The sequence below is a fragment of the Curtobacterium sp. MCJR17_043 genome, from assembly GCF_003224315.2.
Lineage (GTDB): Bacteria > Actinomycetota > Actinomycetes > Actinomycetales > Microbacteriaceae > Curtobacterium.
In genome coordinates, this window is record NZ_CP126259.1 from 1,177,178 (window position 1) to 1,200,849 (window position 23,672).

Consider the following 23,672-nt stretch of genomic DNA (forward strand, 5'->3'; position numbering starts at 1 on the left):
GCGTGTACCAGGAGGGTGCACGCCGGGCCGGAGGTCGGGTGCCGCGAGGCCGCGAAGGCCGCGAGGGCCTACGGCTCGTACCGCTCGACCTTCGTGACCTCGACGGCGATCTCCTTGCCGTTCGGGGCCGTGTACGTCGTCGCCTCACCGGCACGGAGGCCGACGATCGCGGCGCCGACCGGGCTGACCGGGCTGTACACGGTGAGGTCCGAGCCCTCCGCGACGATCTCGCGGTTGCCCACGAGGAACGTCGAGGAGTCGCCGGCGATGGTCGCGGTGACGACGGTGCCCGGTTCGACGGTGCCGTCGAACTCGGCCTCGGTGACGGTGGCGTGCTTGAGGAGCTCGGTCAGGGAGCGGATGCGGGCCTCGATCTTGCCCTGCTCGTCCTTGGCGGCGTGGTAGCCACCGTTCTCCTTGAGGTCGCCCTCTTCGCGCGCGGCCTCGATGCGGCTCGCGATCTCGATGCGGGCCGGGCCGGTGAGCTGTTCGAGCTCGGCGGTGAGACGGTCGAACGCCTCCTGGGTCAGCCAGGTGCCCTGCGTGTCGTTGCTCATGTCGTTTCCCTTCGGCCGCGACGGTCGGGACCGGTCACGGCGTGTGGCGCAAAAGAATCGAGACCGGCCGGCGGCCGGTCTCGAATCGTGATTCCGAGCAGTCTAGGGAACCCAGCACGAGTGGATCAAGCCGGTGACGGCGCGCGACGTCGTGTTCACGGGCGTCGAGAGCGAGCGGCTCCGCTGGTCGTCCGCCGGCACCGTCACCACCCGCCAGCCGACGATCGTGTAGCCCTTGTCGAGCGCCTGGACCGCGCACTCGACCTCGGTGCCCGGGTCGACCGCCAGCTGGGTGTGCACGACGACCTGGTGGTCCGACACGACCTCGTACCCGACGTCGTCGGTGTCGAGCCCGTGGTCGGTCTGTCCGGGGCCCGCCCAGATCGCCCAGACCGCGAACACGACGGCGATCGCGACCGCGGTGACGATGGCGAGCAGCCTGCCCCGGCGCCGGGTGCCGGCACCGCGACCGTAGCGGTCGTCCAGTGCTGCCCGGTCGGCGGGTGCCGCGCTACCGGCTGCTGCGGGCCCTGCTGCTGGGGCGGTGTGCTGATCGGACAGTTCGGGGCTCCCGGGGTGATTATCCTGATCCCAGGGTAGTTCACGCTCGCCGTGCGCCACCCGCGTCCGAAGGTCCGTGAGCAGTGGAGGAACGCTGTGCCCCGTCGTCTGCTCGCCGTGCACGCCCATCCCGACGACGAGTCGAGCAAGGGCGCGGCCACGGCGGCGAAGTACGTGGCCGACGGTGCGGAGGTCCTCGTCGTCTCGTGCACCGGGGGCGAGGCCGGGGACATCCTCAACGAGCAGCTGCCGGACGCGTCGAAGGCCCGCGCGCACCGCGACATGGCGGGCTTCCGCCGCACCGAGATGGCGGCCGCGCAGGCAGCCCTCGGGATCGACCACGTCTGGCTCGGGTACCACGACTCCGGACTGCCGGACACCGAGCAGGGTGAGACGGTCCGCCCCGGCACGTTCGCGACGGTCCCGCTCGAGTACAGCACCGCGGCCCTGGTCCGGGTCGTCCGTCGCTTCCGCCCCCCACGTCCTGGTGACGTACGACGAGAACGGCGGCTACCCGCACCCGGACCACATCCGGACGCACGAGGTCTCGGTCGCTGCGTGGCGTGACGCCGCGGATCCCGAGAAGTACCCGGAGGCCGGGCCCGCCTGGTCCGTGTCGAAGCTGTACTACGAGCGCACCATGAACCCACGGCGGTTCTCGGCCTTCCACGATGCCCTGCGGGAGCGCGACCCCGAGAACCCGCTCCTCGAGCAGCTCGGCGAGTGGGTGCAGCGGTTCGCGGACCGGCCGGACCTCGCCACGTCGCACGTCGACGTGCACGAGTACTTCGAGGCGCGGGACGCCGCACTCCGGGCGCACGCGAGCCAGGTGCCGCCGGACAGCCCGTTCTTCTACTGGCCGAACGACCTGCTCGCCGAGGTCTGGCCGACCGAGGACTACCAGCTCGTCGAGGCACGAGTGCCGACCGAGCTCCCCGAGTCCGACCTGTTCGCAGGGATCCCATCCGAAGAGGACGCGCACGCGTGAGCACCATCGCCGCCGTACTGGCAGCCACCCCCCAGCCCGAGCCCGAGCGGCGTCCCCGACGTCGACGTCACGCCCGGGGTCGCCGGCTTCGTCGCCATCGCGGTGGTCGCGATCGTGACGATCCTCCTCGTGCTCGACATGACGCGGCGCATCCGTCGCACCCGCTACCGCGCCGAGGTGCGGGAACGCCTCGAGGCCGAGGTCGCGGGCGAGCCCGCCGACGGCGCCGCGACCGACGAGCCGTCACGTCGCGCCGCCGAGGACGGCCGGGCCGACGTGGGCGACGACACCGAGCGCGGCTGACGCGTCCGCACGACGGACGGGAGGCTCCCCACCAGCTGGTGGGGAGCCTCCCGTCCGTCGTGGGTGCGGCGTCCGCGCGCCGCCTCAGCGCACCGGGTCGAGGGCGATGACCAGGATGCCCGCCCACTGCGCGGCGAAGGCGACGACCGTGAGGGCGTGGAAGACCTCGTGGAAGCCGAAGAACGTCGGCGACGGGTCCGGGCGCTTGAAGCCGTAGACGGCCGCTCCGAGGATGTACGCCACCCCGCCGGCGAGCACGAGCACGGTCATCGGCACGCTCGCCGCGAAGAGCTGCGGCAGGATGAGGAACGCCGCGCAGCCGAGCGCCAGGTACAGGGGCACGTACAGCCACCGCGGTGCCCCGATCCAGAAGACGCGGAAGGCGACGCCGAGCAGCGCCCCGCTCCACATCACCCAGAGCACCACGACCATGAGCGTGTGCGGCAGCGCACAGACCGCGACGGGCGTGTACGTGCCGGCGATGAGCAGGAAGATGTTCGTGTGGTCGATGCGCTTCAGCACGCGCTTGACGACCGGGCCCCACGGGAACCGGTGGTACGTCGCGGAGACGCCGAACATGATCATCGACGTCGCCATGAACACCGCACTCGCCGCCTTCGCGGCAGGGGTGGCCGCGAGCGCGATGAGCACGATGCCCATCGCCACGGCGAACGGGAACGTGCCGGCGTGGATCCACCCGCGCCAGGCCGGACGGGGCGCGTCCGTCGTGGCGGCGTCGGCGCTCGCCTCCTCCGTGAACGGGACGTGGGGAAGCGCTGGCGCGTCCTGGTCTGACTGCATGCCCTCGACGCTACGACCGGATCACGGAAGAGCGGCTGGGAGTCCTCGTGCGGAGTGGTTGCACTACAGTCGACGCGTGACGGGCAGGCTGGGATGGGCGGGGCGTGGGCTCCTCTACCGTGCGTACCAGAACCGCATCCGCCGTGAGATCGAGGGCGCGCAGAAGCCCAAGCACGTGGCGATGATCGTCGACGGGAACCGCCGGTGGGCCCGGCAGCTCGGTCTCGAGACCGCGGCACACGGCCACCGGGCCGGCGCTGCCAAGATCCCCGAGTTCCTGTCCTGGTGCGAGGACCTCGACATCCAGGTCGTCACGCTCTACCTGCTCTCGGCCGACAACCTGAAGGGTCGCGGCGGCGAGGAGCTCGACCAGCTGGTCGGGATCATCGCCGACCTGGCCGAGCGCCTGTCGCACCACCGCACGTGGCGGGTCCAGCACGTCGGGTCGAACGACGGCCTGCCACCGGAGCTCGTCAGCGCGCTCGAGCGGGCCGAGGAACGCACGGCGGACCACGCCGGGCTGCACATCAACCTCGCGGTCGGGTACGGCGGTCGGCGGGAGATCGCGGACGCCATGCGGAGCATCGTCCGGTCCCACGGCGAGGGCGGCGGGACACTCGACACCCTGGCCGAGGTGCTCACGCCCGAGCTCATCGGCGACCACCTGTACACGCAGGGGCAGCCGGACCCGGACCTCATGATCCGGACGTCGGGGGGAACAGCGGCTGTCGGACTTCCTGCTCTGGCAGAGTGCCCACAGCGAGTTCTACTTCGTCGAGGCCTTCTACCCGGACCTGCGCGAGGTGGACTTCCTCCGTGCGGTCCGCGACTTCGGGTTGCGCTCGCGACGGTTCGGCGGCTGAACCGCTCCACAGGGTCCGAGCCGGGGTGGCCGGGGCCGATCGGCCGCCCCCCGTGTGCCTGGCGTTCCGCGGACTGCATTCGACCGCCTGCACCGGTCCCAGTAGGCTCACAGGGTTCTGCCCACTGGAAGGTGCACCCCGTGACCACGATCGACGAGTACGTCGCCGGCTTCGCCGAGGAGCCCGGCTACCTCGACCACGCCGCGTTCGGCCCCGTGCAGACCGCCGTCCTCGAGGAGCAGCGTGTCCTCGGCCACATCCAGGAGCACATGCGCTTCGGGGCGATGGAGACGCTCGACGAACAGGACGCCCGGGTCCGCGCCGTCGCCGCCCGTCTCGTCCGCCGCCGGGAGGACCAGGTCGTCTCGCAGACCGCGACCACGCCCGGCCTGCTCCACACCGCCTTCGGCCTGACCGGCGGGGTCCTCGTCGCCGCCGACGAGTACCCGTCGCTGCCGCTCGCCCTCGCGAGTGCCGCGTCGGCGACCGGCGGCCGCGTGCAGCCCGTCGTCATCGAGTCCGGCGCCGGCTGGCTCACGCCCGAGCTGATCCGCGAGCGGCTCTCCGACGACGTGACCGCGGTGGCGCTGTCCCTCGTGGACTGGCGCACCGGCTACCTCGCCGACCTCGCCGCGATCCGGGACGTCATCGGCGACCGTCTGCTCATCGTCGACGCCATCCAGGGCTTCGGCGTCGTCGACGCCCCGTACGAGGTGGCGGACGTCGTCGCCACGGGCGGCCAGAAGTGGCTGCACGCCGGGTGGGGCACCGGCTTCGTGTCGTTCAGCGACCGGGCCCTCGAGCGTGTCCGGCCGGCGCTGTCCGGTCCGCACGGTACGACCGGGTGGCCGTCCGAGGTCCCGACCGTGCGCCCCGGTGCGACGGCCTTCAGCATGTCGCGGGTGGACCCCGTGTCCCAGGCCCGTCTCGCCGTCTCCCTCGAACGCCTCACCGCCGTCGGCGTCGCCGCCGTGCAGGAGCGCGTCGCCGACCGGGTGGACCGGGTCATCGCCATCGCCGACGAGTTCGGCCTGCCCGTCGTGTCGAGCCGCGACCTCCCGGAGCGCGCCGGCATCGTCGTGCTCCGACCGGGCGCCGGACGGCTCACCGCACTGAGCGCAGCGCTGCACAACCACGGCGTCACCGCGACGGCCCGCCTCGGTGAGGTGCGGGTCTCGGTGTTCGCGTCCACGACGGACGAGACGCTCGGGATGTTCCGGGATGCCTGCGTCTCGTACGCCACGATGACGCCTGACGCATGACGCCTGACGCCTGACGCCTGACGCCTGACGCCTGACGCCTGACGCCTGACGCCTGACGCCTGACGCCTGACGCCTGACGCCGGGCGCTGGCCGCGCCTCCCGGCCGTTCAGCCGGCCGACACACGACCGTAACCGCGCGATCAGGCGTGTCGCTGGTGCGCTGCGCCCACCCGTCGTAGCTTGGCGACATCGGGCAACGCGCCCGGTCGGAGCGGCCACGGTCGGTGCTCCGGGACCGCTCCAGTGGCCGCGTCGAGGACATGGACCGGGTCGCTCGCGGCCCGGGGATGGAGTGGTCGTGACCTCTCAGAACGTCTCCCGCGGAACCTCGTCAGCAGCGCCGGCATCGACGTCGGCCGCCCAGCGCACCTACGTGCTGGACACCTCCGTGCTGCTCAGCGATCCGCGCGCCCTGTTCCGCTTCGCCGAGCACGCGGTCGTCCTGCCCGTCGTGGTCGTCGGCGAACTCGAGTCGAAGCGCAACGACCCGGAGATCGGGTACTTCGCCCGGCAGGCGCTGCGCATCCTCGACGAGCTGCGGGTCGAGCACGAGCGACTGGACTTCCCGGTGGCGGTCGGGGACGGCGGCTCGCTCCGCGTCGAGCTGAACCACTCGAACCAGTCCGTCCTGCCGTCCGGGCTCCAACTCGGGGACAACGACTCCCGCATCCTGGCGGTCGCGTCCAACCTCGCGAACGACGGGCTCGACGTGGTGGTCGTGTCGAAGGACCTGCCGCTCCGGGTGAAGGCCGCGTCGATCGGCCTCGCCGCCGAGGAGTACCGCGCCGAACTCGCCGTCGACAGCGGGTACACGGGCATCACCACACTGCAGGTGTCCGGCGACCAGGTCACGGCGCTCTACGAGACCGAGGAGCTCCGCACGGTCGACCTCGACGGCGTCCCGGTCAACACCGGGGTCGTCATCTCCTCCGAGCGCGGCTCCGCACTCGGCCGCGTGCACACCGCCGGCTCGGTGTCGCTCGTGCGCGGGGACCGTGAGGTCTTCGGCCTCCGCGGGCGGTCCGCCGAGCAGCGGCTCGCCATCGACGCCCTGCTCGACCCGGAGATCGGCATCGTGTCCCTCGGGGGGGAGTGCCGGCACCGGCAAGTCCGCGCTCGCACTGTGCGCCGGTCTCGAAGCCGTGCTCGAACGGCAGCAGCACAAGAAGATCATGGTGTTCCGCCCGCTGTACGCCGTGGGCGGCCAGGAGCTCGGGTTCCTGCCCGGGGACGCCTCGGAGAAGATGAACCCGTGGGCGCAGGCCGTGTTCGACACCCTCGGGGCGCTCGTGTCCGAGAACGTGCTCGACGAGGTCGTCGAGCGCGGCATGCTCGAGGTGCTGCCGCTCACCCACATCCGGGGCCGCTCCCTGCACGACGCGTTCGTCATCGTGGACGAGGCGCAGTCGCTCGAGCGCAACGTCCTGCTGACGATGCTGTCCCGCATCGGGCAGAACTCGCGCGTGGTGCTCACCCACGACGTGGCGCAGCGGGACAACCTGCGGGTCGGCCGGCACGACGGGGTCGCGTCGGTCATCGAACGGCTGAAGGGGCACCCGCTGTTCGCGCACGTGACGCTGACACGGTCGGAGCGCTCGGCGATCGCGGCGCTCGTGACGGAGCTGCTGGACTCGCCCGACCTGGCGTAGGGGCGGGCCGGGCCGGCCGGCTCGCTCCGCGCTGAGCGACAACCCTCGCGCTCGTCGGCGCGAGGGGTGTCGCTCAGCGCGATCCGACGTCCGGTGCGACGGCGCTCGACGGGAGGCGCGGGGCGGGTCCGGCGGCGCGGACCGGGTCCGGCGTCGAATGGGTCCGTCGAGGTTGAACGCCGCCGGACGAACGAGACGCCGCCGGACGCACGAGACGCCGCCGGGAACGGCGGCGTCTCGGCGACAGGGCGGCGTCCTGGATTGGACGCCGGCGTCTCGTCCGGACCGGAGGTCAGGCGGGGCGGGTCATGCTGAGGACGTCGAGGGCGCTGTCGAGCTGCTCTTCGGTGACCTCGCCGCGCTCGACGAAGCCGAGGGCGACGACCGCCTCCCGGACGGTGATGCCCTGGGCGACCGCCGTCTTCGCGACCTTCGCGGCCGACTCGTAGCCGATGACGCGGTTCAGCGGCGTCACGATGGACGGCGACGACTCGGCGAATGCGCGCGCCCGCTCGAGGTCGGCCTCCAGCCCGTCGACGGTCTTGTCGGCGAGGACGCGGGTGCTGTTCGCGAGCAGACGGATGGACTCGAGCAGCGCCGTGCCCATCACCGGGATCGCGACGTTGAGCTCGAACGAGCCGGACGCGCCCGCCCACGCGACGGTCGCGTCGTTGCCGATGACCCGCGCGGCGACCATGAGCGTGGCCTCGGGGATCACCGGGTTCACCTTGCCCGGCATGATCGACGAGCCCGGCTGCAGGTCCGGGATGTGCAGTTCGCCGAGCCCGGTGTTCGGGCCGGAGCCCATCCAGCGGAGGTCGTTGTTGATCTTCGTCAGGCTGACGGCGATGACCTTGAGGGCACCGGAGACCTCGACGAGGGCGTCGCGGGCTCCCTGCGCCTCGAAGTGGTCGAGCGCCTCGGTGATCGGCAGTCCGGTGTCCTCCGCGAGCTGCGCGATGACCTGCTGCGGGAAGCCCTTCGGCGTGTTGATGCCGGTGCCGACCGCGGTGCCGCCGAGCGGGACCTCGGCGACGCGGGGGAGGGTGGCGGTCAGGCGCTCGATGCCGAGGCGGATCTGGCGCGCGTACCCGCCGAACTCCTGGCCGAGGGTGACGGGCGTGGCGTCCATCAGGTGGGTGCGGCCGGACTTCACCGCGCCGGCCCACTCGGTCGCCTTGCGCTCGAGTGCCTCGGCGAGGTGGTCGAGTGCCGGCACGAGCGAACGGATGAGGGCGTCCGTGACCGCGACGTGCACGGAGGTCGGGAAGACGTCGTTCGACGACTGCGAAGCGTTGACGTGGTCGTTCGGGTGCACCTCGGTCCCGGCGGTCCGGGAGGCGAGCGTGGCGAGGACCTCGTTCATGTTCATGTTCGAGGAGGTGCCGCTACCGGTCTGGTACACGTCGACCGGGAAGTGGTCGTGGTGCTCGCCGCCGATCACGGTGTCCGCGGCGGTCGCGATCGCCTGGGCGACGTCGTCGTCGAGGATGCCCAGCCGGCCGTTCACCAGGGCTGCGGCGCGCTTGATCCGCGCGAGCGCCACGATCTGCGCGGACTCGAGGCCCGTGCCGGAGATCGGGAAGTTCTCCACGGCCCGCTGTGTCTGCGCACGGTAGAGCGCCGACGCGGGGACCCGCACCTCGCCCATCGTGTCGTGCTCGATGCGGAACTCGCCGTCAGCGGGGGGTGGTGGTGTCGGTCACGTCGTCGTGGTCCTTCCTCGTGGTGCTCACACCGGGTCGCGGTCGCGGGCGGTGTCGGTGTCCGCTCGGCGGCTCGTCGCTGCCGGGGCGGTGTCGTCGTCGGACGTGGTCCGTCCGGGCGCCCACCCGTGTCCCCACGGGGCAGGCGTCCGCCGCACGGACCCGTCAGGCCTGTCCGACGACGGTGTCGATCGTGACCTCTCCCGTGGTGAGGTCGTAGGTCGCGCCGACCACGGCCAACCTACCCTCCGCGATGGCGTCGGACACCGCGCCGGAGCGGTCGAGGATCGTCTTCAGGCTCGACTCGAGGTGTGCGGCACCGACCGACTCCTGCGCGACGTCCGGGTCCGTGGCGCGGACACGCTCGACGCTCGGCGTGATGGCGTCGACGAGGGCCTGCAGGTGCGGCGCGGGCACGGGCTCACCCGACCGGGCAGCGGCGACGGCTCCACACTTGGTGTGCCGGAGCACGACCACCAGGGGCGTGCCGAGCGCGACGACGGCGAACTCGATGGAGCCGAGCACGACCTCGTCCACGATCTGTCCGGCGTTCCGGATCGCGAACACGTCCCCGATGCCGGCGTCGAACACGTGCTCGAACGGCACGCGTGAGTCGGAGCAGCCGAGGACGGTGGCGAACGGAGCCTGCGAGCCCTGCAGCTCCGAGCGACGCTCGGGGTCGATCCGCCCGGTCCGGCGCTTGTCGGCGGCGAAGCGTGCGTTGCCCTCGACGAGGAGTCGGAGGGCCTCGGCGGGGGTGGAGGCGGCGCGGTCGGTCATCGTGTGTCGTTCCTCGGGCGTTCGGGTTCTCGGGACGGGTTCGTGGTGGTTCTCGGCCGGTGCTGGCCGCGGTCGGCCGCAGGACCGGCCGCCGGCGGCTAGTTCCGGAGTTCCTCGCCGATCGCGGTCGCGACGGTGCGGAACGAGCGGTCGTCTGCGGTGCCGGCGAGCACGACGGTGTCCCGACCGGAGGTCGTCACGAGGGCGTACGCGTTGTTGCCCGCGTCCTTGCCCTCGTCGCGACGGTCGTAGACGGTCCACTCGACGCCACCGATGTCGCGGGAGCCGGTCGCCGGCTTCTGGTCCAGTTGGTCGGCGATCCAGGTGTCGTTCGCGTCGATCCCCTGGTGCATGCCGATGTACTGCGAGTCCGGCGTCAGCAGGCCGATCGTCCAGACGGCGACCCCACGAGCGGAGCCCGACTCGTAGTCGGCGTGGTTCGAGGTGTACGAGGACGGCAGCGTCGGGACCAGGAGGGTGGCACCGGACACGTCCGCCTGCTGTGCCACCTGGCGGTAGTCCACGGCGCGGTCGACGGCCTGGTCGGGTCGCACCACGACCGCCACCAGGAAGAGCACGATGCCGAGCGACGCGATGAGCGCCAGGACGAGGTTGAACGCCGTCTGGTGCTCACGCCGCGCACGACGGGCGGTGTCCTTCCGCGCCCAGGTCTCCTCGGCGGTCTCCGGGCGGCCGAGCTCGGCGACGATCGGTCGACCGGTGTCCGGATCGGTCATCGGGCACCACCGACCGCGGAGTCGTCGGCCGTGGGACGGTCCTCCGTTGCGGCACGCGCAGCGTCGAGGCGCGCGCGGGCCCCCATGAGCCACTCCTCGCAGCGAGCAGCCAGGGCTTCCCCGCGCTCCCACAGCCCGAGGGAACGCTCGAGGGTCGCGGACCCCCTGCTCGAGTTCGGAGACGACACGGACGAGTTCGTCACGCGCCGCCTCGTAGCTCAACGAGCGGACGTCGGGCTGCTCGGACTGCTGCTCGGAAGACACGGTCCGATCCTACCGAGCCGCCACCGACGGTTCCGCTGTCCGGCGGGGTCCGTGGAGAACTCGCGCCGAGGCGGGCGGAGCGTCGCCCGGGAGGTCGGGACGGGCCTCCGAGCCGGAACGGACCGACCGGGGCGGGCCTCCCGCGTCAGGCGGCGTCCTCGGCCGCCCCGCCGGCGCCCGATCCGTCCGGACCGGGCCCGTCCGCTTCCAGCGTGCCGACCGCGGTCCCCGCTCCGAGCGTCACGTGCACCGCGGTGGCGCCGTGGAGCTCGTCCGCGCCGCGGACCACCGCGCCGTCCTGCGTCTGCACGATCGCGTACCCGCGTCGGAGGGTGTCGCGCGGGGACAGGGCCCGGAGCCGCCCCGTCAGGTGCCCGACGTCGGAGTGGGACCGCTCGATCCGACGGTCGAGCAGCTCCCGGGCGCGGGAGAGGTCACGGGCGACCTCCTCGGCACGTGTGTCCACCAGCCAGGCCGTCGAGGCGAGCGCGGGCCGGGACCGCAGCGCGGCGATCCGGTCCGCCTCGACCGACAGGGTGTGCGAGAGCCGCAGGCCGAGACGGGCTCGGGCCTGACGGACGTTCGCGAGCTCCTCGGCCACGTCCGGGACGACCCGCTTCGCCGCGTCGGTCGGGGTGGAGGCCCGGAGGTCGGCGACCTCGTCGAGGATCGGCCGGTCGGCTTCGTGCCCGATCGCCGACACGAGCGGTGTCGTCGCCGCGGCGGCCGCGCGGACGAGGCCTTCGTCGCTGAAGCCCAGCAGGTTCTGGAAGTCGCCGCCACCACGAGCGACGATGATGACGTCGACCTCCGGGTCGGCGTCGAGCTCCTGGATCGCCGCGGTCACCTCGGCCACGGCACGGTCGCCCTGCACCGCCGTGTGCACCGTCCGGAACTCGACCTGCGGCCACCGCAGCTGGGCGTTCCGCTTGACGTCCTTCTCGGCGTCGGAGTCCTTGCCGGTGATGAGGCCGATGCGGTGCGGCAGGAAGGGCAGACGCTTCTTGCGGGACGGGTCGAACAGCCCCTCCTCCGCCAGGGCACGCCGCAACCGCTCGAGCCGTTCGAGCAGGTCGCCCAGCCCGACGTGCTTCATCTCGACCACCTGCATGGTCAGCGAGCCGCCCTTGACCCAGTAGTTCGGCTTGACGGCGGCGACGACGCGGTCGCCCTGCTTGAGGTCGGTGGGCACCCGGGAGCGGACGCTCGACCAGATGGAGAAGGACACGGTCGCGTCGACCTCGACGTCCTTGAGCTTGCCGTAGACGTTGCCGCCGGCGACGTTCCACTGCGTGATCTCACCCTCGACCCAGGCGACGCCGAGGCGGTCGATCCAGTCGCGGAGCTTCGCGCCGAGCAGCGCGACGGGCCACGGGTCCTCCGCCGTGGGCGGCCCCTGTTCGATCGCCATCGTGCTCCTCCCGGTCGTGCGGACCATGGTGTCGGACGCCGGTGACATCCCGGCCGTCCGCGCGTTCTCCACGGGCTCGTCCGTGCCCAGGCTGCGCGGGTCCTGCTCACCTATCATCGGGGACGTGACGATCACCAACGGCCACTCGGTCCCGCTCGCCCCGCCGCGGGTCCCCGCAGCGCGCGGACGCCTGCGTGACCTGCCGGTCAGCGGGAGCAAGCGGGTGCTGCTCGCGGCGCCGCGCGGCTACTGCGCGGGGGTCGACCGCGCCGTGGTCGCGGTCGAGAAGGCGCTCGAGCAGTACGGCGAGCCGGTGTACGTCCGGAAGCAGATCGTCCACAACGTCCACGTGGTCTCCACACTCGAGCAGCGCGGCGCCGTGTTCGTCGACGACGTCGCCGAGGTGCCCCGCGGGTCGCACGTCGTCTTCAGCGCGCACGGTGTCTCCCCCGGCGGTGGTGGCCGGAGCCGCTGCACGCGACCTGCACGCCATCGACGCCACCTGCCCGCTCGTGACGAAGGTCCACCGCGAGGCCTCCCGGTTCGCGAAGGCGGAGCGCACCATCATCCTGATCGGGCACGCCGGCCACGAAGAGGTCGAGGGCACCATGGGTCACGCGCCCGAGCGGACGATCCTGGTGAACGGCCCGGCCGACGTCGCCGCGCTCGAGGTCCCCGATCCGGACAACCTCGTGTGGTTGTCACAGACCACGTTGAGCGTCGACGAGACGATGGAGACGGTCCGGCTCCTGCGGGAGAAGTACCCGTCGATCGAGAACCCGCCCTCCGACGACATCTGCTACGCCACCCAGAACCGGCAGGTCGCGGTCAAGAAGGTCGCACCCGCCGCGGACCTGGTCATCGTGGTCGGGTCCGCGAACTCGTCGAACAGCGTGCGCCTCGTCGACGTCGCCCTGGAGTACGGCGCCAAGGACGCGCACCGGGTCGACTACGCCGAGGAGATCCGGCAGGAATGGCTCGACGGGGTCGAGACCGTCGGCGTGACCAGCGGCGCCTCCGTCCCGGAGGTCCTGGTCGCCGAGGTGCTCGACCAACTCGCCGACGCCGGCTACGGCACGGTCGAGGAAGTCGTCACCGCGCACGAGGACCTCATGTTTTCCCTCCCGCGCGAACTCCGCACCGACGCCGACGGCAAGCCGACGCGTCCGCTGGGCGGGCGCACCCGATGAGCGCTCCGGACGGACGCCCGACCGGGTGGGACGTCGTCCCGCCGCGCGGGACCACGGCCGTGGACGCTCAGGAGGCCCGGATCGCCCCCCGATACCGCGGGTGCCGCCACGCAGACCCCGGGCGCCGTCCCGGCTGGGCGACCGGCTCCGCAGTACGGCGAGTACGCGCCCGAGGGCTGGGTGAACCCGGTCCTCGTCGAACAGGAACGTCAGGAACGCGAGGACCGCGAGCGCGCTGCCGCGTCGGCCGCTCCCGGGGCCACCGGCGGGTCGGGTCGTCCCGCTGTCCGAGCACGAGCTGCTGCGACGGCCGACCGGACGGCGACCACCGGGGACGCCGCGTCCGCCCGACGGCTCGGCGCGTCCCCCCGTGGACGTGCTGCTGACCTTCGTGCTCCTCGGCATGGGGCTCGTGAGCGTCGTCCAGTCACTCTCGATCGGGTCCGTCGCCTCGACGGTGCGCGAGGAGCTCGAGACGAACTACACCGCTCTGCAGGACCCCGGAGCGCTCAACGGCGCGGCGATGATCAGTTCGGTCGTCATGCTCGTGGTCTTCGCGCTCGTCCTCTGGTGGTCCGTCGTCCGGCTCCGCGCAGGTCGGAGGAGCTTCTGGGTGCCGTTGCTCGGGGGGAGCGGTGGCGACCCTGCTCAGCGCGGTGGTGTTCGCCGCCGTGGTCTTCCGGGACGACGGGTTCGTCGCAGCGATGATGCGGCAGGCCGCCGGAGGCTAGGCCCAGCGCCGATGCCACGCCGTCAGGCGAGGAAGGCGGCGACCGCCCCGTGCAGGTCGGCGAGGTCATCGACGTGCACGAGTTCCCGCACCGAGTGCATCGAGAGCAGACCGACGCCGATGTCGATCGTCGGGATGCCGAGACGCGTCGCCGCGATCGGTCCGATCGTCGAGCCGCCCGGGATCGTGTTCACGTTGACGAACGGCTGGAACGCCACGCCCGCGGACTCGCACGCCGCCGCGAACACGGCGGTGCCCTTCGCCTCGGTCATGTACCGCTGGTTCGCGCTGATCTTCAGGAGCGGGCCACCGCCCGGGCGCGGGCGGTTGGTCGGGTCGTGCTTCTCGGAGAAGTTCGGGTGCACCAGGTGCCCCGCGTCGCTCGACAGCAGCCACGATGCCCGGAAGGCGCGGGCGGACTCGGAGCGGCTCGCCCCGAGCCCCTCCTGCACGCGGGCGAGGACGTCCTCGAGGAACGGCCCGCCGGCACCGGACGGCGACGAGGACCCGATCTCCTCGTGGTCGAACGCGGCGAACACCGGGATGTGGTCGCCGTCGCCCGGCGCCTCGACGATCCCGCGGAGGCCGGCGTGCACGCTCGTCAGGTTGTCCATCCGGCCCGACGCCAGGAACGCGCGGTCGATGCCGATCCGCGACGGGGCCTGCGAGTCGGCGAGGAACAGGTCCCACGCCACGGCCGTCTCGCCGAGTCGGGAGCGCAGCCACGCCTCGACGTCGGTGCCGCCGGTGGTCCCGTCGGTGCCCACGATCGGCAGCGTGTGGCGCTGCTTGTCGATGCCCGGGCCGTCGTTCGCGCCGCGGTCGAGGTGGATCGCGAGGTTGGGGATCCGCGCGACGGCGTCCACGGTGTCGAACAGGCTCGCGGTGCCGTCGGCGTGGACGACCCGTCCGGCGATGCGGAGATCACGGTCGAACCACGTCGACAGGACCGGGCCGCCGTAGACCTCGACGTTGAGCTGTTCCCAGCCGCCGACACGGACGGACGGGTTCGGCTTGATCCGGAACCCGGGGGGAGTCGGTGTGCGCGCCGAGGATGCGGAACGGCGTCGTCGCCGTGGCTCCTCCGGGGAGACGCCAGGCGATGACCGCGCCGTCGCGGACGACGACGTAGGCCCCGGGCTCGGTCGGCCATGCGTCGGTCTCGGCGAGGTCGGTGAACCCGGCAGCCACCAGGCGGTCGCGCGCGACCGAGGCGGCGTGGAACGCGGTCGGCGACTCCGTGACGAAGTGGGCGAACTCGCTGGCGATGGCGTCGACGGTCATCCGTCCATCGTGGCACGGCGGCAGTGGGCGGACGCAGCAGAGGCCACGGGACGCAGAACGGGGCACGTCCGTCGGACGTGCCCCGTGCCTCCCGGTCCGGGCCGGGTGCTCGCTGCTCAGCTCTGGGACTGACCCGCGGACCCGAGGACCTTCGTGGCCTCGACGACGCGGGCGGCCATCGCCGTCTCGGCGACCTTGCCCCAGGCGCGCGGGTCGTACTGCTTCTTGTTGCCGACCTCGCCGTCGATCTTGAGGACGCCTTCGTAGTTGGAGAACATCGAGCCGGCGATCGACCGCGTGAACGCGTACTGCGTGTCCGTGTCGATGTTCATCTTGATGACGCCGTTGCGGACCGCCTGGTGGATCTCGTCGTCGGTCGACCCCGAACCGCCGTGGAAGACGAGGTCGAGCGGGTTCTGACCGGTGCCGTGCTTCTGCGCGATGGCGTCCTGGATCTCGCCGAGGAGTTCGGGCCGGAGCTTCACGTTGCCCGGCTTGTAGACGCCGTGCACGTTGCCGAAGGTCAGCGCGGCGATCCAGCGGCCCTGGTCGCCCATACCGAGTGCCTCGACGACCCGCTCGACGTCGCCCGAGGTCGTGTAGAGCGCGTCGTTCGTGCCCTCGTGCTGCACGCCGTCCTCTTCGCCGCCGACGACGCCGATCTCGACCTCGAGGATGGCGTTGATGTTCCGCGTCTTCTCGATCATCGTCTTGGCGATCTCGATGTTCTCGTCGAGGGGGGACCGCCGACCCGTCCCACATGTGCGACTGGAAGATCGGGTTGCGGCCAGCGCGGACCTCTTCCTCGCTCGCCGCGATGAGCGGGAGCACGAAGCCGTCCAGGGCGTCCTTCGGGCAGTGGTCCGTGTGCAGCGCGACCGTGATCGGGTAGTTCTTCGCGACCTCGTGCGCGAAGGCGGCCATCGCGAGGGCGCCGGCTGCTCGGTTCTTGACCGTGTGCCCGGCGAAGTAGTCCGCGCCGCCGGTCGTGACCTGGATGATGCCGTCGGAGCCGGCCTCGGTCAGACCCTGGAGGACCGCGTTGATGGTCTGGGACGATGACACGTTGACCGCGGGGTAAGCGAACTTCCCGGCCTTCGCGCGGTCGATCATCTCGGCGTACTGGTCCGGCGTTGCGATGGGCACTGGGTTCTCCTTCGACTTCTTCGGTGATGTCGCAACCGATGCTAGTCAGGGGCGGTTGGTGGGCGGTGGATGTGGTCGGCACCTGTGGACGGAGCACGGTGTGCACATCCGTGCGCGCGGGGAGGCCGGGAGGGTGGCGGTCGGTAGGCTCGGGTCGTGACTCCCACGACTGAGACCGGCTCCCTGTTCCTCCAGCCCGACCGCAACCTGGCGCTCGAACTCGTGCGTGCGACGGAGGCCGCCGCGATCCGGGCACAGCCGTGGGTCGGACGTGGTGAGAAGAACCTCGCCGACGGTGCCGCCGTCGACGCGATGCGCAAGTTCCTCGGCACGGTGAACTTCGACGGCGTCGTCGTCATCGGTGAGGGCGAGAAGGACAACGCCCCGATGCTCTACAACGGCGAGCACGTGGGCAACGGCCACGGCCCGGCCTGCGACATCGCGGTCGACCCGATCGACGGCACCTCGCTGACCGCCGCCGGGCGACAGAACGCCATCTCCGTCATGGCCGTCTCGGACCGCGGCTCCATGTACGACCCGTCCGCCGTGTTCTACATGGACAAGATCGCCGCCGGGCCCGAGGGCCGCGGGGTCCTGGACCTCGAGAAGCCCATCGGCGAGAACATCCGTGCGCTCGCCAAGGCGAAGGGCAAGGACCTCGAGGACATGGTCGTCGCCGTCCTCGACCGGCCGCGCCACGACGAACTCATCCGTCAGATCCGCGCGACCGGTGCCGGTACCCGACTGCTGCTCGACGGTGACGTCGCCGGTGGCATCGCGGCGGCGCTGCCCGGGTCGAACATCGACATGTGCGTCGGCGTCGGCGGCACGCCCGAGGGCATCATCACCGCCTGCGCGATCAAGGCGCTCGACGGCGTGATCCTCGGCAAGCTCCAGCCGAAGGACGACGAGGAGCGCGAGCGCGCCGTCGCCGCCGGTCACGACCTCGACAAGGTGCTCGACCAGGACGACCTGGTCACGGGCGACAACACGTTCTTCGTCGCGACCGGTGTCACCGACGGCGTCCTCGTCGACGGTGTCCGTCGTTCGCGCGGCGTCATCCACACCGACTCGCTCGTGCTCCGGTCCCGCTCGAACACGATCCGCCGCATCCAGGCGGACCACCGCGCCGAGAAGTGGTTCTGATCCGCTGACCCGCGGCGCGCCGAGGATCCGCACAAGGAGAACCCGCTCGAACCACGTACTCCCGTGGTTCGAGCGGGTTTTCGTGGTCCCGGTCCCGGTCCCGGTCCCGGTCCCGGTCCCGGCCCCGGCCCCGGCCCCGCTCAGTCGCGCTCAGTGCTCGCGACGAGCTCCGGCGCCGTCAGCAACCGCGGCTCGTCCTCGATCGACGTCGGGTCCGCGATGACCTTCGACTCGTCGAGCAGCGACAGTCGACGGGCACTCGGGAGCACCTGCCGCTCGAGTGAGCCGACGAAGCGGTTGTAGTCGACCACGGCACCGCGGATCGAGCGGCCGAGCTTGTCCACGTGCCCGGCCATGGTCGACAGCCGCCCGTGCAACTCGCGGGACACCCGGAACAGCTCGCGTGCCTCCTGCGTGACGACGTCCTGCTGCCACGAGAACGCGACGGTCTTCAGCACGGACCACAGCGTCACGGGCGAAGCCAGTGCCACCCGCTTGCGGAACGCGTGGTCGAGCAGGCCGGGGTCGGCGGCCAGGGCGCTCGCGATGAGGGACTCCGACGGGATGAACGCCACCGTCAGCTCGGGGGGAGGCGTCGTAGCCCGACCAGTACTCCCGGGCCGCCAGGGCGTCGACGTGCGCCCGGAGTGCCCTGACGTGCTGCGCCATGAGGTGTCCGCGCCGCGCACCTTCCGCCCCCGTCGCGGACGCCGGGATGTCCATCGCCTGCAGGTACGCGGCGAACGGCACCTTGGCGTCGACGGCGATGTTCTTCCCGCCGGGTAGGTGCACGATCATGTCCGGGCGGGCCGCCCCCGCCGTGGTGGTCACCGACGACTGCACGTCGAAGTCGACCCGTTCGAGGAGCCCGGCGGCCTCGACCACGTTCCGCAACTGCGTCTCGCCCCACACCCCGCGCGTGCTGTTCGACGACAGCGCGCTCGCGAGGGTCTCGGCCGTGGCACGGAGGCGTTCCTCGGACTCGGCGGCCGACCGGAGCTGCGCCGACAGGGCGCCGTACTGCTCGCTGCGGGAGCGCTCGAGCTCGGCGATCTTCTCCCGCATGACCTGCAACGTGTCGGCGACCGGGCTGAGCGCGGAGAGCACCTTCGACTCGTCCTGCGCCCGGTTCGACTCGGCGCCGTGCATGCGCTGCACGAGGTGCTCCAATTCGGCCGCCCGGCGCTCGAGGGAGTCGACCTGTCGGCGGTACTGCGCGTCCTGCGCGTCGAGCCGCTCCTCGGCGTCACGTCGGGCCGCGTCGAGTTGGGAACGGAGGCCGTCCGCCGTCGCGTTCGCGGTCGCTGCGTCCACTCCGGCACGGGACCGGGCGAGTGACCACGCGACCACGGCCCCGACGGCGATGCCGATCACGAGACCGATGACCAGGGCGAGGATCTGCATGACGCGACCCTGGCAGGTCCCACCGACACCGGGCCTCCCGGCCGGCGGCGAGCCGTGCGACGGGCCGGACGGGGCCCGTCGGACCGCGGTCAGTCCGAGAAGACCATGGGGCGGCGTGACAGCCGCGGCTGCGGCGTGGTCGCCTTCGGCTTCTCGACACGGGCGCGGACCGGGTTGATCGTGACGCGGGTCACGGCGCCGAGCGCCTCCACCGTCGGGACGCCGTGGAACCCGGCCGCGTGGACGACGATGGCGGCGCAGGCCTCGGCGTCGGCCGCCGCGTCGTGGTGCTGGAAGCCGGAGAAGCCCGCTGCCGTCGCGGCCGACGGCAGGCGGTACGAGTCCAGCGTGTACGTCTTCCGTGCGACCGCCAGCGAGCACATCGAGTGGTGCTCGGCGATGTCGATCCCCGTCGCCGCACACCCACCCGCGATGACGCCCATGTCGAAGCGGGCGTTGTGTGCGACGAGCACGTCGCCCTCCGCGAACGCCACGATGTCCGGGTACTGCTGCTCCCACGTCTTGGCGTGGGTGACGTCCGACTCGACGATCCCGTGGATCCGCGTGTTCCACTCGAGGAACGCGTCATGCCCGGCGGGCGGGCGGATGAACCAGGAGGCCCGTTCCACGACGCGGCCGCCGCGCACCTTGACGAGACCCACGGAACACGCGCTGGCGGGCGAGTTGTTCGCGGTCTCGAAGTCGATCGCGGTGAAGTTCAACACGCGATCGATCGTCGCACGGGGATACGACAACTCCGGAATCGAGCGCGGCGTGGTGCCGGCAGCGGGAGTCCCCGCTCGTACGCTGTGGCGATGGAGACCGGTCCCGCACGCACCCCGCTCGTCCTCGTCCTGGCGGGCGCCGGGTACGGACAGCAGGCTCCGCTCCTCCGGTGGTCGACGACCATCGCGCGGGAGTGCGGCTGTGCGGTCCTCGCACCCGACTGGACGGTCGACGACGCTGCCCGCGCCGACCCGGTCGGCTTCGTCACGCAACACGTCGCCACCGCGCTCGGCGACCGGCTGCCCGACCTGGTGGTCGCCAAGTCTTCGGGTGCTCCGCCCTGCCCTGGGCGGTGGCGCACGAGGTCCCCGGCGTGTGGCTGACCCCGGTGCTCACCGACGACACGGTGCGCGACGCGCTCGCCACGGTCAACGACGGACACGTCGCGGTCGGCGGTTCCGCCGATCCCATGTGGCGGCCCGACCGTGTCACGCACACCCGGGCGCGTCTCGTGACCGTCGACGGAGCCGACCACGCGCTCGAGGTCCCCGGTGACTGGCGACGCTCCCAGCGCCTCCAGGTCGAGGTGCTGAGCGTCGTCGAGGAGCAGGTGGCGGCCCTGGTCCGACCAGGCGGGCGGCGGTAGCCTCCCGTCATGGCCGACCCACGCGACCTCGACGACCTGTTGGCGCAGGCCGAGGTCGTCGACGCACCGCCGCGCACCGCACGACGGGCGATCAGCCTGGCCCTCGTGCTCGCCGGCACCTGCGTCGCGATCGCCGTCGGCGCCCTCGCCGGGTTCCGCGGGCTCGTCATCGCGGCGATCTGGTACGCCACGCTGGATCCCACGTCCAGCGGCGGCTGACGGACACACTGGAGGCTCCCCACCGGCACGGCCTGTCCGTCGCCGGCGCGTCGGCTCGGAACCGGCGGCGGGACCCAGGGGCGGCCCCGTCACGCCGCCGCCGGTAGGCTCTCCTCCCGTGGCACTCACCATCGGAATCGTCGGTCTCCCGAACGTCGGCAAGTCGACCCTGTTCAACGCCCTGACCAAGAACCAGGTGCTCGCGGCCAACTACCCGTTCGCCACCATCGAGCCGAACGTCGGGGTGGTGAACCTGCCGGACCCGCGTCTCGACCAGCTCGCGGAGCTGTTCGGCTCGGAGAAGACCGTGCCCGCGCCGGTGTCGTTCGTCGACATCGCCGGCATCGTCAAGGGCGCGAGCGAGGGCGAGGGCCTCGGCAACAAGTTCCTCGCCAACATCCGCGAAGCCGACGCCATCGCGCAGGTCGTCCGCGGCTTCACCGACGACGACGTCGTGCACGTGGCGAACAAGGTCTCGCCGGCGGACGACCTCGAGGTCATCAACACCGAGCTGATCCTCGCCGACATGGAGACCATCGACAAGGCGCTCCCGCGGTACGAGAAGATGCTCAAGCTGAAGCAGGCCGAGCCGATCGTGCTCGAGACCGCCCGCGACGCCCGTGCCGAGCTCGAGAAGGGCGTGCTGCTCTCCGCGACCTCGATCGACCTCGAGCCGATCAAGGAGCTCGGGCTGCTCAGCGCCAAGCCCTTCATCTTCGTGTTCAACGTCGACGAGGCGATCCTGACCGACGAGGCCCGCAAGGCCGAGCTCGCCGCCCTCGTCGCCCCGGCGAACGCGGTGTTCCTCGACGCCCAGGTGGAGTCCGAGCTCATCGACCTCGACCCGGCGGACGCCGCGGAGCTCCTCGAGTCCACCGGTCAGACCGAGTCCGGTCTCGACCAGCTCGCGCGCATCGGGTTCGAGACGCTCGGGCTGCAGACGTACCTGACTGCCGGTCCGAAGGAGTCGCGTGCGTGGACGATCGGCAAGGGGTGGAAGGCGCCCCAGGCTGCCGGTGTGATCCACACGGACTTCGAGAAGGGCTTCATCAAGGCGGAGGTCATCTCGTTCGACGACCTCATCGCCACCGGCTCCATCGCCGAGGCCCGTGCGCAGGGGAAGGCCCGCATCGAGGGCAAGGACTACGTCATGCAGGACGGCGACGTGGTGGAGTTCCGCTTCAACAACTGAGGCCCGGTGTCCTGCCCGCACCCGTGGTGCTCGTCGCCACCGGTGGGTACGGTGGAGCCGTCGCGCGCGATGCGCGGCGGGTCGGCAACCCGGCCCGGGGAAGCAACACGGGGGGAGTGCCGGTCATGACCGAATTCGTCGAGGTGCCACTGCTCCCGCAGTCGGATTCGTCCAACGGTGGGAAGTTCACGTACTCCACCGCTTCGGCACTGCAGTCGAAGCTCCTGGCAGAAGCGGCTCGGCTCGAAGGGCAGGCTGGATCCCGGGCCTCGTACGTCTCGACGGCGAAGCACGACTTCGAGGGCCACTTCTCGGAGTTGTTCGCCACGAACGCCACCACGGCGTCGCAGGACGCGTCGAACCTCGCCAGTGCCCTCCGCACGGTCGCCGGGTACGTCGGCAAGATGATCGCGGCCGGTCACGAGGAGGACGCCCGCCGCAAGGAGAACAACGAGTGGGTCCACCGGCACAACAACAAGGACTTCGGCGACCAGTTCCACGACTTCTGGTTCGGTGAGGACGAGCGTCCGAACGTCGATCCCGGACCGGCCCCGACCTTCCCTGCTGCCCAGGCCTCGACCGGCTCCCGCCAGACCCCGGCTCCCGGTGGCGGTGGAGGCGGAGGCGGAGGTGGTACTTCCTCTGCGCGGCCGGAGGACATGCGGTCCTTCGCAACCGGATCCCGCGGGCTCGACGACGCCCTCGCGGCGGCCCCGGGCGGCATCGAGGCGGCGCTCGCCGACTTCGCGAGCGACTGTTCATGGGGCCACATCGATGCGGCCGGAGTGGTGGGCGCCTACCGCCGGTACCTCAGCGCGAACGCCGAGGACGCCTCCTGGGCCGACACGATCGCCGCCGCCTTCGAGGCCGCCGGCGGCGCCGGGGCGGTCTCGACCCTGAGCGACGCAGCGCTCGGCGCGGCACTGCAGGCGGCCGGCGTCTCGGCGAGCCGTTCGAGCCTCCAGATCGACCCGCCGACCGCGGCGGGTGCGATGCCCACCAGCGGGTACGCGAACGACCCGGTGAACACGTCGACCGGCAACTTCCTCGAGCCGGAGACGGACCTGGCCTTCGTCGGGGCATCCGGCCTGGCCTTGACGCGCATGTACAACTCGATGCCGTCCGCGCTCGGGACGCCGGGGGGTGTTCGGACCGGGATGGGCATCGGTCCTCGACCAGGCGCTCCTGCTGTCCGACACCGGTGCCCGCTGGGTCCGGGACGACGGGCGAGCAGTCGACTACCCGCGCGACGGTGACGGCTTCGGTCGTGCTGTCGGCGAGAACTCCTGGCTGCACCGGGAGCCGGGCGAGGGTCCCGACGGGGCCCGTCTCGTCGTGCGCGACAACCAGGGCGGGTGGTGGGCGTTCGACCCGACCGGTCGCTGGCTCGCGTCCGGACGTGGGCACGGCGAGACCACCACGGTCAGCCGTGACGGTTCGGGTGCCGTCATCCGCCTCGAGCACGAGTTCGGCCGGAACCTCGAGGTGGAGTACGTCGGCGGGCGCGTGGCCGTGGTCCGTGCGTCGGACGGACGCCGGATGGAGTACGGGTACGAGAACGGGTACCTCGGCCGCGTGACCGGTGCACTCGGGACACGGACGTACCGGTGGAACGAGGACGGCCTCATCGCCGCTGTCGTCTCGGCCGCCGGCGTGGTCGAGGCCGAGAACACCTACGACGAGCAAGGACGTGTCGTCCTGCAGGTGTCCCAGTACGGGCGGCGCACGAGGTTCGCCTACCTCCCCGGTCGCGTGACCGCTGTGTCGGACGAGGACGGCACCCGGTCGAACTCGTGGATCGCGGACGCGAAGGGACGCCTGGTCGGGATGCTCGACTCCGCCGACCAGCGGCAGTCGATGACGTACGACGCTTCGGGCAACCTGGTCTCGTCCACGCGTCGAGACGGGTCCGTCACGGTCCACGCCCACGACGAGCGCGGTCGGCGGACGCGCACGGTCACCGCCGAGGGTGCGGACCTGACCTGGGGGGTACGACGCGCAGGACCGGGTGACCACCTTCGTCACCGCGTCGGGATCGGTCATCAGCTACGAGTACCCCGATGACGTGTCGCGGAACCCGTCGGTCATCCACGACGCCCTCGGTGGG

General features: G+C 71.7%; 22 protein-coding genes and 7 pseudogenes. 15 read left to right on the forward strand and 14 right to left on the reverse strand.

The genetic code is table 11. The annotated features are described in order from the left end of the window. Positions 1–68 precede the first annotated feature (68 nt). Both greA and DEJ15_RS06225 read right to left on the reverse strand, forming a co-directional pair. Positions 69–557, reverse strand: a complete 489-nt coding sequence (gene greA / locus DEJ15_RS06220) for a transcription elongation factor GreA (RefSeq protein WP_110823625.1) — start codon at positions 555–557, stop codon at positions 69–71. A 102-nt stretch (positions 558–659) separates the two neighbouring features. Next, a complete protein-coding gene (locus DEJ15_RS06225; RefSeq protein WP_181419410.1) occupies positions 660–1,178 on the reverse strand; it encodes a DUF4307 domain-containing protein in 519 nt (172 codons plus the stop codon). Between the two features lie 36 nt (positions 1,179–1,214). Between DEJ15_RS06225 and DEJ15_RS17980 the strand changes: the two genes are divergently transcribed. The 3 genes from DEJ15_RS17980 (at position 1,215) to DEJ15_RS17990 (ending at position 2,409) form a co-directional block, all read left to right on the forward strand. Continuing rightward, on the forward strand, positions 1,215–1,685 hold the full coding sequence (locus DEJ15_RS17980; RefSeq protein WP_349814829.1) for a PIG-L family deacetylase: 471 nt from the start codon (positions 1,215–1,217) through the stop codon (positions 1,683–1,685). After that, positions 1,606–2,106 (forward strand): PIG-L family deacetylase, encoded by a 501-nt coding sequence (locus DEJ15_RS17985; protein ID WP_349814830.1) that lies wholly within the window; start codon positions 1,606–1,608, stop codon positions 2,104–2,106. Before DEJ15_RS17980 ends, DEJ15_RS17985 begins: the two co-directional genes overlap by 80 nt. Positions 2,107–2,220: 114 nt before the next feature. Beyond that, the gene (locus tag DEJ15_RS17990; RefSeq protein ID WP_349814831.1) at positions 2,221–2,409 is read left to right on the forward strand and encodes a hypothetical protein; all 189 of its coding nucleotides are present in this window, start codon (positions 2,221–2,223) and stop codon (positions 2,407–2,409) included. A gap of 84 nt (positions 2,410–2,493) precedes the next feature. Here the strand turns inward: DEJ15_RS17990 and trhA are convergent, their stop codons facing one another. Next, positions 2,494–3,210: a PAQR family membrane homeostasis protein TrhA gene (gene trhA, locus DEJ15_RS06240; RefSeq protein ID WP_110823629.1), complete on the reverse strand. Its 717-nt coding sequence runs from the start codon at positions 3,208–3,210 to the stop codon at positions 2,494–2,496. Positions 3,211–3,286: 76 nt separating this feature from the next. Between trhA and DEJ15_RS06245 the strand changes: the two are divergent. The 3 genes and pseudogenes from DEJ15_RS06245 (at position 3,287) to phoH2 (ending at position 6,984) form a co-directional block, all read left to right on the forward strand. Next, positions 3,287–4,073 (forward strand): annotated as a pseudogene (locus tag DEJ15_RS06245) (isoprenyl transferase). A gap of 284 nt (positions 4,074–4,357) precedes the next feature. Further along, positions 4,358–5,335 carry an aminotransferase class V-fold PLP-dependent enzyme gene (locus DEJ15_RS06250; protein ID WP_284176306.1) on the forward strand — a complete coding sequence of 326 codons (978 nt, stop codon included), beginning with the start codon at positions 4,358–4,360 and terminating at the stop codon, positions 5,333–5,335. Positions 5,336–5,708: 373 nt separating this feature from the next. Further along, positions 5,709–6,984, forward strand: a pseudogene (phoH2, locus tag DEJ15_RS06255) (RNA 5'-3' helicase PhoH2). Between the two features lie 292 nt (positions 6,985–7,276). Here phoH2 and DEJ15_RS06260 read toward each other — a convergent pair. From DEJ15_RS06260 to xseA, 5 genes and pseudogenes are all read right to left on the reverse strand, one after another. Beyond that, positions 7,277–8,650, reverse strand: a complete 1,374-nt coding sequence (locus DEJ15_RS06260) for a class II fumarate hydratase (RefSeq protein WP_284176307.1) — start codon at positions 8,648–8,650, stop codon at positions 7,277–7,279. Between the two features lie 205 nt (positions 8,651–8,855). Beyond that, positions 8,856–9,470, reverse strand: coding sequence for a carbonic anhydrase (locus tag DEJ15_RS06265; protein ID WP_110823632.1), 615 nt, complete (start codon positions 9,468–9,470; stop codon positions 8,856–8,858). A 98-nt stretch (positions 9,471–9,568) separates the two neighbouring features. Continuing rightward, entirely contained in the window at positions 9,569–10,207 is a 639-nt protein-coding gene (locus DEJ15_RS06270; RefSeq protein ID WP_110823633.1) for a DUF4245 domain-containing protein, read from the reverse strand. After that, positions 10,204–10,471 (reverse strand): annotated as a pseudogene (locus DEJ15_RS06275) (exodeoxyribonuclease VII small subunit). Before DEJ15_RS06275 ends, DEJ15_RS06270 begins: the two are co-directional and overlap by 4 nt. Before the next feature lie 145 nt (positions 10,472–10,616). After that, positions 10,617–11,882 (reverse strand): exodeoxyribonuclease VII large subunit, encoded by a 1,266-nt coding sequence (xseA, locus tag DEJ15_RS06280; RefSeq protein WP_110823635.1) that lies wholly within the window; start codon positions 11,880–11,882, stop codon positions 10,617–10,619. Positions 11,883–12,072: 190 nt separating this feature from the next. Here xseA and DEJ15_RS06285 point away from each other — a divergent pair. Both DEJ15_RS06285 and DEJ15_RS17995 read left to right on the forward strand, forming a co-directional pair. Beyond that, a pseudogene (locus tag DEJ15_RS06285) lies at positions 12,073–13,072 on the forward strand (4-hydroxy-3-methylbut-2-enyl diphosphate reductase). A gap of 235 nt (positions 13,073–13,307) precedes the next feature. Further along, positions 13,308–13,691: pseudogene (locus DEJ15_RS17995) on the forward strand (DUF6264 family protein); the annotation flags it as partial. Between the two features lie 134 nt (positions 13,692–13,825). Here DEJ15_RS17995 and DEJ15_RS06290 read toward each other — a convergent pair. The 3 genes and pseudogenes from DEJ15_RS06290 to fbaA form a co-directional block, all read right to left on the reverse strand. Further along, complete coding sequence (locus DEJ15_RS06290) at positions 13,826–14,821, reverse strand: M18 family aminopeptidase (RefSeq protein ID WP_284176308.1); 996 nt, start codon at positions 14,819–14,821, stop codon at positions 13,826–13,828. Further along, on the reverse strand, positions 14,727–15,086 hold the full coding sequence (locus DEJ15_RS06295; RefSeq protein ID WP_284175902.1) for a hypothetical protein: 360 nt from the start codon (positions 15,084–15,086) through the stop codon (positions 14,727–14,729). Before DEJ15_RS06295 ends, DEJ15_RS06290 begins: the two co-directional genes overlap by 95 nt. A gap of 116 nt (positions 15,087–15,202) precedes the next feature. Next, positions 15,203–16,232 (reverse strand): annotated as a pseudogene (fbaA, locus tag DEJ15_RS06300) (class II fructose-bisphosphate aldolase). A 156-nt stretch (positions 16,233–16,388) separates the two neighbouring features. On the opposite strand from fbaA, the gene glpX reads away from it, so the two are divergent. Next, positions 16,389–17,378 carry a class II fructose-bisphosphatase gene (gene glpX, locus DEJ15_RS06305; RefSeq protein ID WP_110823639.1) on the forward strand — a complete coding sequence of 330 codons (990 nt, stop codon included), beginning with the start codon at positions 16,389–16,391 and terminating at the stop codon, positions 17,376–17,378. A gap of 140 nt (positions 17,379–17,518) precedes the next feature. Here the strand turns inward: glpX and rmuC are convergent, their stop codons facing one another. The 3 genes and pseudogenes from rmuC to DEJ15_RS06320 all read right to left on the reverse strand — a co-directional run bounded on the left by rmuC (position 17,519) and on the right by DEJ15_RS06320 (position 19,507). Further along, positions 17,519–18,067, reverse strand: coding sequence for a DNA recombination protein RmuC (rmuC, locus tag DEJ15_RS06310; protein ID WP_349814948.1), 549 nt, complete (start codon positions 18,065–18,067; stop codon positions 17,519–17,521). Further along, positions 18,039–18,782, reverse strand: a pseudogene (locus DEJ15_RS18000) (DNA recombination protein RmuC); the annotation flags it as partial. The pseudogene DEJ15_RS18000 and the gene rmuC, both read right to left, overlap by 29 nt. A gap of 89 nt (positions 18,783–18,871) precedes the next feature. Continuing rightward, on the reverse strand, positions 18,872–19,507 hold the full coding sequence (locus DEJ15_RS06320; RefSeq protein WP_309146402.1) for an exonuclease domain-containing protein: 636 nt from the start codon (positions 19,505–19,507) through the stop codon (positions 18,872–18,874). Between the two features lie 90 nt (positions 19,508–19,597). Here DEJ15_RS06320 and DEJ15_RS06325 point away from each other — a divergent pair, with 90 nt between their 5' ends. The 6 genes from DEJ15_RS06325 to DEJ15_RS06350 all read left to right on the forward strand — a co-directional run bounded on the left by DEJ15_RS06325 (position 19,598) and on the right by DEJ15_RS06350 (position 23,629). Beyond that, the gene (locus DEJ15_RS06325) at positions 19,598–19,891 is read left to right on the forward strand and encodes a hypothetical protein (RefSeq protein ID WP_110823642.1); all 294 of its coding nucleotides are present in this window, start codon (positions 19,598–19,600) and stop codon (positions 19,889–19,891) included. Beyond that, positions 19,882–20,154 (forward strand): hypothetical protein, encoded by a 273-nt coding sequence (locus DEJ15_RS06330; RefSeq protein ID WP_110823643.1) that lies wholly within the window; start codon positions 19,882–19,884, stop codon positions 20,152–20,154. The genes DEJ15_RS06325 and DEJ15_RS06330 overlap by 10 nt, the downstream gene beginning before the upstream one ends. A 9-nt stretch (positions 20,155–20,163) precedes the next feature. Then, positions 20,164–20,373: a hypothetical protein gene (locus tag DEJ15_RS06335; protein WP_110823644.1), complete on the forward strand. Its 210-nt coding sequence runs from the start codon at positions 20,164–20,166 to the stop codon at positions 20,371–20,373. 118 nt (positions 20,374–20,491) lie between these two features. Further along, entirely contained in the window at positions 20,492–21,565 is a 1,074-nt protein-coding gene (ychF, locus tag DEJ15_RS06340) for a redox-regulated ATPase YchF (protein ID WP_110823645.1), read from the forward strand. Between the two features lie 125 nt (positions 21,566–21,690). Further along, positions 21,691–22,821 carry a DUF6531 domain-containing protein gene (locus DEJ15_RS06345; RefSeq protein WP_284175905.1) on the forward strand — a complete coding sequence of 377 codons (1,131 nt, stop codon included), beginning with the start codon at positions 21,691–21,693 and terminating at the stop codon, positions 22,819–22,821. Continuing rightward, complete coding sequence (locus tag DEJ15_RS06350; protein WP_284175907.1) at positions 22,709–23,629, forward strand: RHS repeat domain-containing protein; 921 nt, start codon at positions 22,709–22,711, stop codon at positions 23,627–23,629. The genes DEJ15_RS06345 and DEJ15_RS06350 overlap by 113 nt, the downstream gene beginning before the upstream one ends. Positions 23,630–23,672 lie beyond the last annotated feature (43 nt).

What these genes read in the sequence shown, in the direction of transcription:
- greA (WP_110823625.1), bottom strand. Translation starts at nt 557, where the DNA reads ATGAGCAACGACACGCAGGGCACCTGGCTGACCCAGGAGGCGTTCGAC.
- trhA (WP_110823629.1), bottom strand. Translation starts at nt 3,210, where the DNA reads ATGCAGTCAGACCAGGACGCGCCAGCGCTTCCCCACGTCCCGTTCACG.
- DEJ15_RS06250 (WP_284176306.1), top strand. Translation starts at nt 4,358, where the DNA reads ATGGAGACGCTCGACGAACAGGACGCCCGGGTCCGCGCCGTCGCCGCC.
- DEJ15_RS06265 (WP_110823632.1), bottom strand. Translation starts at nt 9,470, where the DNA reads ATGACCGACCGCGCCGCCTCCACCCCCGCCGAGGCCCTCCGACTCCTC.
- DEJ15_RS06270 (WP_110823633.1), bottom strand. Translation starts at nt 10,207, where the DNA reads ATGACCGATCCGGACACCGGTCGACCGATCGTCGCCGAGCTCGGCCGC.
- xseA (WP_110823635.1), bottom strand. Translation starts at nt 11,882, where the DNA reads ATGGCGATCGAACAGGGGCCGCCCACGGCGGAGGACCCGTGGCCCGTC.
- DEJ15_RS06295 (WP_284175902.1), bottom strand. Translation starts at nt 15,086, where the DNA reads ATGACCGTCGACGCCATCGCCAGCGAGTTCGCCCACTTCGTCACGGAG.
- DEJ15_RS06325 (WP_110823642.1), top strand. Translation starts at nt 19,598, where the DNA reads ATGGAGACCGGTCCCGCACGCACCCCGCTCGTCCTCGTCCTGGCGGGC.
- DEJ15_RS06335 (WP_110823644.1), top strand. Translation starts at nt 20,164, where the DNA reads ATGGCCGACCCACGCGACCTCGACGACCTGTTGGCGCAGGCCGAGGTC.
- DEJ15_RS06345 (WP_284175905.1), top strand. Translation starts at nt 21,691, where the DNA reads ATGACCGAATTCGTCGAGGTGCCACTGCTCCCGCAGTCGGATTCGTCC.